Source organism: Actinomadura sp. NPDC048955, assembly GCF_040649435.1.
Taxonomy (GTDB): domain Bacteria; phylum Actinomycetota; class Actinomycetes; order Streptosporangiales; family Streptosporangiaceae; genus Spirillospora; species Spirillospora luteofluorescens.
The window spans coordinates 1-9,309 of the sequence record NZ_JBEZJI010000116.1 but is presented as its reverse complement, the minus strand read 5'-3'; the positions used below and the strand labels follow the sequence as shown (position 1 = coordinate 9,309).

General features: G+C 70.8%; 8 protein-coding genes. 5 read left to right on the top strand and 3 right to left on the bottom strand.

The window, feature by feature from the left end:
- Positions 1-246 precede the first annotated feature (246 nt).
- Positions 247-1,758 carry a cyclic nucleotide-binding domain-containing protein gene (locus AB0C84_RS44570; RefSeq protein WP_361078618.1) on the bottom strand — a complete coding sequence of 504 codons (1,512 nt, stop codon included), beginning with the start codon at positions 1,756-1,758 and terminating at the stop codon, positions 247-249.
- Between the two features lie 859 nt (positions 1,759-2,617).
- On the opposite strand from AB0C84_RS44570, the gene AB0C84_RS44565 reads away from it, so the two are divergent.
- The 5 genes from AB0C84_RS44565 (at position 2,618) to AB0C84_RS44545 (ending at position 7,918) form a co-directional block, all read left to right on the top strand.
- Positions 2,618-3,502 carry a helix-turn-helix transcriptional regulator gene (locus tag AB0C84_RS44565; protein WP_361078615.1) on the top strand — a complete coding sequence of 295 codons (885 nt, stop codon included), beginning with the start codon at positions 2,618-2,620 and terminating at the stop codon, positions 3,500-3,502.
- A 252-nt stretch (positions 3,503-3,754) separates the two neighbouring features.
- Complete coding sequence (locus tag AB0C84_RS44560; RefSeq protein ID WP_179844643.1) at positions 3,755-3,967, top strand: DUF397 domain-containing protein; 213 nt, start codon at positions 3,755-3,757, stop codon at positions 3,965-3,967.
- A 283-nt stretch (positions 3,968-4,250) separates the two neighbouring features.
- Positions 4,251-5,741 (top strand): alpha/beta hydrolase, encoded by a 1,491-nt coding sequence (locus AB0C84_RS44555; protein WP_361078612.1) that lies wholly within the window; start codon positions 4,251-4,253, stop codon positions 5,739-5,741.
- 252 nt (positions 5,742-5,993) lie between these two features.
- Positions 5,994-6,386, top strand: a complete 393-nt coding sequence (locus AB0C84_RS44550) for a hypothetical protein (protein ID WP_361078609.1) — start codon at positions 5,994-5,996, stop codon at positions 6,384-6,386.
- Positions 6,387-6,394: 8 nt separating this feature from the next.
- Complete coding sequence (locus tag AB0C84_RS44545; protein ID WP_361078606.1) at positions 6,395-7,918, top strand: caspase family protein; 1,524 nt, start codon at positions 6,395-6,397, stop codon at positions 7,916-7,918.
- Between the two features lie 27 nt (positions 7,919-7,945).
- Here the strand turns inward: AB0C84_RS44545 and AB0C84_RS44540 are convergent, their stop codons facing one another.
- Positions 7,946-8,068, bottom strand: a complete 123-nt coding sequence (locus tag AB0C84_RS44540; RefSeq protein WP_361078604.1) for a hypothetical protein — start codon at positions 8,066-8,068, stop codon at positions 7,946-7,948.
- Positions 8,065-9,309 (bottom strand): AAA family ATPase (locus AB0C84_RS44535; RefSeq protein ID WP_361078601.1); only part of this gene is annotated, 1,245 nt, incomplete at its 5' end. The genes AB0C84_RS44540 and AB0C84_RS44535, both read right to left, overlap by 4 nt.

The following is a 9,309-nucleotide window of genomic DNA, read 5'->3' as shown; positions in this document are numbered from 1 at the left end:
CCACTTCTACAATCACCACCGCGCCCACTCCGCCATCGGAGACCAGCCACCGATCACCCGGCTGACCAACCTCCCTGGACATCACAACTAGCCGGTGTTCCAAAGCCCCGGCCCGCTTCGCTCGCCTGGCGGCCCGCTACGTGACCGGGCCGTGGAGGGCGTGGAAGTGGAGAACCCCGCGGCGCCGGTGCGCGCGGGGTCGTGGCTGGTGCGGCCCGCGCGGGGGACGGGCCGGCGTGCGGCCGGTCAGACCGCGGGATGGGCGGCCAGGCCGCGCAGGTGGATCCACCCTTCGAGACGGGACTCCTTGACCCGGCAGGTGATCCGCTCGTACTCGGCGGCGGTCACGCGGCCGGGGCTCGGGACGATCACCGAGTCGTAGACGAACCGGGACGCGATGACGCCGAGGTCGGCGCCGGTCGCGGCGAGCCGCTCCTTGAGCGGTCCGGCGTCGAGGAGCCGGGCCGTCGTGATGATGGACGAGCCGGACACGCCGGGCGGATCGGGCATCACGGGCCCGACGTTCACCGCGACCCTGAGCTGCACGCGCACGGCCCCGGCCGCGCGGTGGTTGTGGCGGCGCAGCCGCACGCCGAGCGAGACCAGCATGGGGTCGATCACGGTGGCCGTCGGGACCTGTGGCGGGATCACGATGAGCGCGCCGTCGCCCCGGTCTTCGACGTGGCAGGCGTCCCAGGGGACGCCCGACTCGTCGAAGGCCCCGCGCAGGGCCCGGTACATGGCGCGGCGCACGCCGATCCGGTCGGCGTCGTTGCGGTCGGGCGAGCTGAACCCGGCGACGTCGGTGTACACGATGGTGCAGTTCTGGCCGGCCCAGGACGGGGCGTCGGCGTCCGGGAGGACCATGGGCTGCGTCGGCCGTTCGCCGACCGTCTCGACGACCGCCTCCAGGGCGGGCTGGAGGGAGCGGGCGGGCTGCAGGGTGTTGGCGGGCTGCAGGGTGTTGGCGGGCTGCAGGGTGTTGGCGGGCTGCAGGGTGTTGGCGGGCACGGTCCGGCACGGGACGGTCGGGGCGGCGCCGGAGCCGTTGATCGCGGCGGCGGCGGGCTCGGCCTTGTAGGTCGCGCCGCCGGCCCGCGGGTCGGGCGCGGCGTACGGGGCGGCCACCACGAACGGCCCGGCCATCGCGTACGGGTAGTTCGGCACCACGGGCAGCTGCGCCATGGCGTACGGCTGCGGCGAGCCGTACTGCGCCGCCGGTCCGTACGGGTGCGCCGCGCCGCCGGGATGGTGGGCGCGCTGCGGCGGCCGGCCCGGGACCTGCTCGGTCATCCGGTCGTACATCTCGCGTTCGAGGACGGCGACCACGTGCGGGTGGTCGCTCAGGTAGGCGACGAACTCCTGCGTGGTCAGGCACAGGACGTGGAGGGCGTCCATGGCGACGACGGTCGCCGAGCGGCGGCGCAGCAGCAGGGCGGCGCGCTCGCCGATGATGTCGCCGGGCCCGCGGAAGGCGACGAAGCGCTCGCGGCCGTCCCGCTCCACGGAGATCCGCACCGAGCCGGCCTTGATCACGAAGGTGTGGTCGGCGTCCTGGCCCTCGGTCCACAGCACGGCGCCGACCGGGTGGACGACCTCCCGCGCGAGTGCGAGGAACGCGGCGCGCTCGATGGTGGTGAGGCCGTGCCAGAACCCGGGCCGCCGGGCGGACTCGGCCTGCCGGAGGGACCGCTGCCGCGGGACGATCCCGGTAGGGACGATCTTGTCCGGGTCGTGGTGGCGGGCGTGCTCGTTCATCGGCTCACCCGCCGGGGGCCCGGCCGGGCGGGCGGCGGCGAGCCCGCCGGACTCGTGGAGTGGACGGCGGAGGTGGGGGACGGTACGTGCTGTCTGGACATGTCAGGGACCCCATGCCTCGAATCGCGACTCCGTGGTCCGCCGGGATACCGGGTAGGTCCGGTATGGCCCGCGGGTGACCGGAGTCACATCACCTATGGTCCGCACCGCGTGGTCGCGGTTAGACTAGATGAGTCCGCAGAGACATTTTGGCAGGTCAGCCCGGATCTTTCTGCGTCCTCGCAGAAGGTGGGGCGATCGGCCCGGCTGTCTCAGCGGCCCCGGGAGTCGCTCTCCGCTCTCCCCCCGATCGTCGTGGCTGCCAAACCGCTGATCGGCGGGAAGCGGCGGGCGACTCTGTTGTCTCGCTGGCGTCGCTTCTTCTGGTGTTCCTCGTCCGGTGCCGCCTTTCCGGCGTCGCCGGAGTCTCCTCTCCCCTTGCGGCCTCCCCGTGTGGCGCGTGGCGGGCCTTCTCGTTCCCGCCGGCGGCCGGCCCGTCTCCGCCTGCGTCTCGCCCCTGCCGTGGTGCGCCGTCCCCGGCCGGGTCTTCACCCTGTGTTCAACTTCATCCGTGCTCGGATGTTGCAGTGCGACTCGTTGCATCACGTCGTCTGCTAATCTGCTATGTAGCACATTACAACAGAGTCCGACGGTATGCAGCACTCTGGAAGCTACCGACGCGAGTTTTGGGCGATATGGCGGGGTCTGGTGGGCGGAGCGAAGATCAGATGTCCGGGACATGTAGCGTCGTGTGGGGGAGTGGGATGCCAGGTCCCCGTCTGCCATGTAGCATCCAGTTGGGTGGCATGCACTACTCAGAGTGAGCGAACTAATGGTCAGTGACCAGGGCCCCATAGTCCAGAGCGCGCTGCTGCGCACCGAGCTCGTCCGCCTGCGCAAAGAGAAGAAGCTGACGCAGGAGCAGGTGGCACGGCAGCTCGAGTGGTCCCCGTCCAAGCTCATCCGGGTGGAGGGCGGCAAGAACGCCATCACCCGCACCGATCTTCAGGCCCTGCTCACGGTCTACGACGTCACCTCTGAGGGACGCCAGGAGCGGTTGCAGGCGCTCGCCCGGGGTGCGCGCGAACCCGCCTGGTGGAACGCCTACCGCGGCGATCTGGACCCGAACTTTCTCGCTTATGTCGGGTACTCCGCGGGTGCGGCCTACATCCGGCAGTTCCACGGGACGGTCGTCCCCGGGCTGATCCAGACCCCGGAGTACGCCGAGGTGCTGTCCACCGGCAAGGTCTCCGAGCAGGCGAGGGTGCTCGCGGCGAAGCTGCGCATCCAGCGCCAGCAGGAGTTCGCCAAGCGGCAGAACCCGCCGCGCCAGCACTACATCATCGACGAGGCCGTCATCCGCCGGCATGTCGGTATCGGGACCGATCCGGCGATCATGCCCGCCCAGCTGAACCACATCGCGGACGTGTGCGAGCGTGACGATCTGGTCACCGTCAGGGTCATCCCGTTCAGCACGGGGGCGCACCTCGGGCTGGAAGGGCCGTTCAGCCTCCTGGAGTTCGACGGCGACCTCGACGACGTCCTGTACCTGGAGGGGCGGTCGGGTGCCAGCGTGATGATCCTCGGAGAGGACGACCGGGTCGCCGAGTACCGCGAGACCTTCGAACTCCTGCTGGACCAGGCGCTACCGGCGGACGAGTCGGTCGCGATGATGCGGCAGGCCGCCGAGACGCTCATGAACTGACCTCGCCCGCGACCGACCCGACCTGGAGGTGACCGCCGCATCCGGCATCCACAAGGCGAGTGGCCGACATAGCACACAGGGTGATCTTGTGTTCCCTTGTAGGCGGGATAACTAGAACCGTTTACACTCGTGATCGGGAAATTTTCCACAAGGTCGTGGTTTGTCGTGCCCTACTTGGCCGCCTGCCCCCGCGCGTGTTCCTCGCCCTAATGGCGGGTGAGAGCGCACGCGTCGGCAACGGATGGAGGTTGGATGGTGTACCGGTCGACCCCGAGGGTGGTGCTGAACTGGCGCAAGAGCAGTGCGAGCGGCGGCGAAAGCCAGTGCGTCGAAGTGGCGGCCTCCGGGCCGTCGGTTCTGGTCCGCGACTCGCGCAACCCCTCCGCCGGCTTCCTCGCCCTCGCCCCCGCTCAGTGGCAGGCCCTCCTGAACACGATTCAGAACGGGGACCTGGACGGTCGTTGAGTCGTTGGACTCAATTTTCCCGCCTCTCTCAGGAATTGTCGAATACCACGACGTTGTGACGTACTGATTGGCGACTCTTGATAGGGCCGCGGGCGGAGGGGCGGTCGCGGTCCGCCCCTGGTCGAACCCTGAACCGACCCTGAATCGCCCCTGATCACCCTGTTCCGGTGCGGGGACCGCACCTAGCTTGATCGTCAGCGGTCCCCCGCCACGGCCGGGCGGGGGACCGTCGCCCGCCTCCGAGGACGCGGGCCTCTGACGTCCCCGCACCGGAAGGATCTCCATGCTGCGCAGAAACAGGCTCGCCGTCCTGGGCGCGGCCGCGGCAGGGACCGTGACGCTGGCCGGCGTCGCGCTCCCCGCCACCGCCTCGCCCGCACCGCCCGCACCGCGCGCGCCGTCCGCCATCGGCTGGCGCGCGTGCGGCGACGACGGCAAGGCCGAGTGCGCGACCCTGCGGCTGCCGGTCGACTGGTCCCGGCCGGACGGCCCCACGTTCGGCCTCGCCATCGCGCGCCGCAAGGCCCTCGACCCGGGCGCCCGCGTCGGCACGCTCGTGTTCGGCCCCGGCGGGCCCGGCGACTCCGGCGTCCAGCGCGTGACCAGGGTCGAGAGCGGGATCGACCGGTTCAGCGACCGGCTGCGCCGGCGCTTCGACATCGTCAGCTTCGACCCGCGCGGCATCGGCGCCAGCAATCCGGTGACCTGCTCGGCCGACCTGCTCAGGGCCGCGCCCTCGCCAATGATCAAGAGTGCCGCGCAGTTCCAGGCGACCCTCGACCACAACGCGCGGGTGCGGGCCGACTGCCGCGCCCGCACCGGTCCGCTCTACGACCACGCCGACACGCTCAGCACCGTCCGGGACGTGGACGCGATCCGCGCCGCCCTCGGCGAGTCGAAGCTGACCTTCCACGGCAGCTCCTACGGCACGCTGCTGGGCGAGATGTACGCCGAGACGTTCCCTCGACGCGTCCGGGCGATGGTGCTGGAGAGCGTGGACGACCACAGCGTCCCCGACGCCCGGCGCTTCCTGACGTCCGAACTGGCAGCCGCCCAGGACTCGTTCGAACAGTTCGTCGCCTGGTGCGGGCGCACCCAGGAGTGCGCCCTGCACGGCAGGGACGTCCGGGCCGTCTGGCGTGACCTGCGCGCCCGCGCCGCCCGTGGGGAACTGCCCGACCCCTCATCGCCGGGCGCCGCGCTACCGGAGTTCGGCCTCGTCCTGATGGCCTACAAGAGCTTCTACGGCCCCGACTGGGCGGAGCTGGCGTCGAGGCTGGCCGCGCTGGACGCGTCCACGCCCCTCAAGCCCGGCTCGCGTCCTGCCGCCGCCCCGGCGGCGGGCGAGACCGCCACGGACCCCTTCACCGCGCAGTTCTGCTCCGACTGGAGCCTGCCCGTCCGCGACTACGGCGAGTACGCGAGGCTCATGCGGCGCACGGAGAAGGTCGCCCCCGACATGACGTTCGCGCGTCCCGTCATGGCGATCTCCGCCTGCCTCGGCTGGCCGCAGCCCGTCCGCAACCCGCAGCACCGCCTGCGCGTCCGCGGCAGCGCGCCGATCCTGCTGTCCAACGCCGTCCACGACCCCGCCACGCCCTACGCCTGGGCGCAGAACGTCGCACGGCAACTCGGCCCCGCGGGACGCCTGCTCACCTACGAAGGCGCCGGCCACGGCAGCTACAACCGCGGCCCCTGCATGCAGAACGCCATCGACGCCTACCTGACCTCCCTCACCCTCCCCCAGCCCGCCACCACCTGCCCGGCGGTCTGACCCTCCACGGAAGGCGAGGGACCGGTGTCACCGTGAGCCGGTCCCTTCGCCGCTCTTGTGCGACCGCCATGGTTCCGTGTTTTCCACGTGAAGCGCCGCGATCGCGCAGATGAGCATTTAAATATGGGGGGATTTGTGGCGGCTACTCGCCGGTGTATTCCAGATCGATACCCCGCGGTGGCCCCCCGCGCCACCGGGCCGCGCGTCCATTGATGGACGGCGGAACGCGACGGAATCCGGACGGGGCGATCGATGGCGCGGACACTCCTGGTCGAGATCTTCGACCACGATGCCGATCCGGTGCGGCTGGACCAGCTCAGCCGCAATCTCCTCAGGGACCTGCGAAGACTCGGACTGCGGACCGATCGGCGACCGGTCGAGGCGCCCGCGGGAGCGAAGGCGGCATCGGCGGTCGCCATCTCGACGCTCGTGGTGGGCCTCGCCGGAACGGCGGCCTTCAAGGCCTTCGTGAACGGTGTCTTCGAATGGCTCGGTCCCCGGAGAGGGGGCCTGAAGATCAGTTGTGGCGACAGATCGGTGGAACTGTCCGCGGCGACTCCGGGGGAACGGCGGGAACTGCTCGAATGGCTGCTGACGTGCGACGGGGAAGCGGGGGACCGGAGCCTGGACGGCCGAGGAGACTAGCGCTTCTCGTGGCGTCGGACCGGTACGAGGATCCGGGGCTCGGCTCGCTGCGGTCGCCCGCCCACGACGTGCGGGCGCTGGCGGCCGCCCTCGCGGACCCGCGCATCGGCGGGTTCGCTGTGGAGAACGTCTTCAACCGGCAGGCTCACGAGGTCAACGCCGCGATCGAGGACTTCTTCTGCGACAAGCAGCCCGATGACGTCCTGCTGCTGTACGTCTCGTGCCATGGGGTCAAGGACGATGCCGGACGCCTTTACTTCGCGACGACCAACACCCGGGTCAAGCGGCTCGGCTCGACGGGGATCGCGTCGACCTTCGTGAGCGAGCAGATGTCCCACAGCATGTCGCGCAACATCATCCTGCTTCTGGACTGCTGCTACAGCGGGGCGTTCGTCGAAGGCATGGTGGTGCGCGGCCCGGGCGGCGTCGGAATCAACGAGCGGCTGAGCGGCTCCGGCCGGGCGATCCTCTCGTCGTCCTCGGCGCTGGAGTACGCGTTCGAACTCGACCGGCGGCGCGTCACCAAGGAGATCTCCCGCTACGGAACCAGGGAGGAGGGCGGCCGTCCGTCGATCTTCACCGAAGCCCTGGTCCGGGGCCTGGTGACCGGCGAGGCCGACCGCGACCGGGACGGGCGCATCTCCGTCGACGAGCTCTACGACTACACGTACACGCAGGTCACGGCCGTGAACCCGAATCAGACGCCGACGAAGTTCTCCGATGTCAGCGGTGAGTTGATCGTCGCCCGCAGTCCCGGAACGCTCCGGCCCCCCGAGTTGCCTGAGGAGGTGCGTTCGGCGGCCGGCCATCCGCTGGCGTCGGTGCGCGCCGCCGCCGTCGGCACGCTCAAGGATCTGGCGCTGGCCGGGGACGCGGCCGGGCTGCTCGCGTACGAGCGGCTGAAGGCGCTGCTCGGCGATGACAGCCGCACGGTGGCCGGCGGCGCGGCCGAAGCCGTCGCGGAGATCGAGCGGGCCGGCCCCTTCCGCGAGCGGCACCGGGCCCCGGTCCTGCCGCGGCCTCGCCCAGAGCCAGGCCGGGTGTGGACGCCGCCCGCTCCGCCGCCGGTCCCGGCGCCGCGCCCTCCCGTGATGGCGCCGACGGGCGCCATCGGGGTGGAGCCCCTACGCAGCCGTTCGGTCCTGGCCTACTTCATGCCGTTCTTCAGCAGTGTGACCCTCATGTTCGGCAGAAGCCGGGACGTCCGGTACCACGCGATGCAGTGCGCTCTCATCGATGCGCTGACGGTCTCCTACTTCATCGCGATGATGATCCCTTTCGTGATCTACAGCGGGCTCCGGTACGGCTCCGCCCCGGTGCCCGATGACGACCCGTTTCTCACCGCCTTCATGGTGATCTTTCTCGTCCTGCCCTGCGCGCTGCGCGGCTACTGCCTGATCCAGCTCGCCCGGCGAGGGTCGGCCCGGATCAGGTTCCTCGGCGCTCTGGCGCAGCGTGTCGCCTACGGCGGGCGCCGGCCGGACGGGCGTCGCGGCGACCTCGGCGGCCGCGCCGCGATGGGCGGTCGGTAGAGGAAGGGGAGGCCGACGCCCTCGGCGTCAGTACGTGGCCGCGCGTCCCCCCGGGAGCAGGGAGGGCGCGCGGGCCTCGTCGTCGTCCAGCCGGTCGGCGGTGGCCCGCAGGGCGCGCGTCGCGGCGGTGATCTCGGCGAGCGAGATCACGGAGTGATGTCCTCGGGGAGGAGGGTGGCGAGTTGTTCGGTGGTGAGTTCGGCGCCGGTGTTGGCGAGTTGTTCGGTGCGGCGGGCGTGGGCGGTCACCGCGGAACGGAACAGTTTGTCGATCTCGCGCCCGTTGCCCTCGCGGAACCGGTCGCGGTTGGCTGCCAGGTAGGTGGTGAGGGCTTGCTGGGTGGGTTCTGGGACGCGGTAGTCGGCCGTCTTGGCTTTGCCCAGGAAGATCGAGACCAGGCCGTCGACCTCGTAGGGGCGGAAGGTGAGGGTGCGCGCGAAACGCGACGCCAGGCCCGGGTTGGTGGCCAGGAACCCCTTCATCTCCGAGGTGTATCCGGCCGCGATCACGATGACCTCGTCGCGGTGGTCCTCCATCAGCTTGACCAGGGTGTCGATGGCCTCCTGCCCGAAATCGTGGCCCGAGCCCCCCGGACGCGACAGGGAGTAGGCCTCGTCGATGAACAGGACGCCGCCGCGGGCGCGTTCGAAGACCTCGCTGGTCTTCTGTGCGGTGTGCCCGACGTACTGTCCGACCAGGTCGACGCGCGCGGCTTCGACGACCTGGCCTTGTGCCAGGACGCCCAGGGCGGTGAGGAGTTCTCCGTAGAGGCGTGCGACGGTGGTTTTGCCGGTGCCGGGTGGGCCGGCGAAGATCAGGTGGCCGGTGAAGGGTTCGGCCTCCAGGCCGGCGGCGCGGCGGCGCCGGGCCGAGGCGATCAGGTCGAGCAGGTCGCGGATGTCGCGTTTGACCTCGTCCAGTCCGGTCATCGCCGCCAGCCGCGCCAGCAGGGCGGTGACCTGGTCGGGGTCGCGGGCCTCTCCGAACCGGGCGGCCAGGCCGGTGTCGACGTCGAGGTCTTCGGCGACCAGCCGCGACAGCTCCTCACCGGAGGGCAGGTCCTGCATGTCGGCCAGGCGTTGCGCCTGCCGTTCCACCGCCGCCTCGAACACCCGCCGCGCCGCGCGGCCGTTACCGAAGGAGGCGTCGCGCTTCATGGACGTGAAGTGCGCCAGAAGCGCGGTGCGCGCGTCCTCGGCCAGCTGGTAGCCGTCCTTGTCGGCCTGTGTGCCGACGATCTGGACGAGTTCGGCGGGGCTGTAGTTCTCGAACTCCACCGTCCGGGAGAACCGCGAACTCAACCCCGGGTTGGCGGCCAGGAACTCGCGCATCTCGGCCGAGTATCCGGCAGCGATGACCACGACCTCGTCGCGGTGGTCCTCCATCAGCTT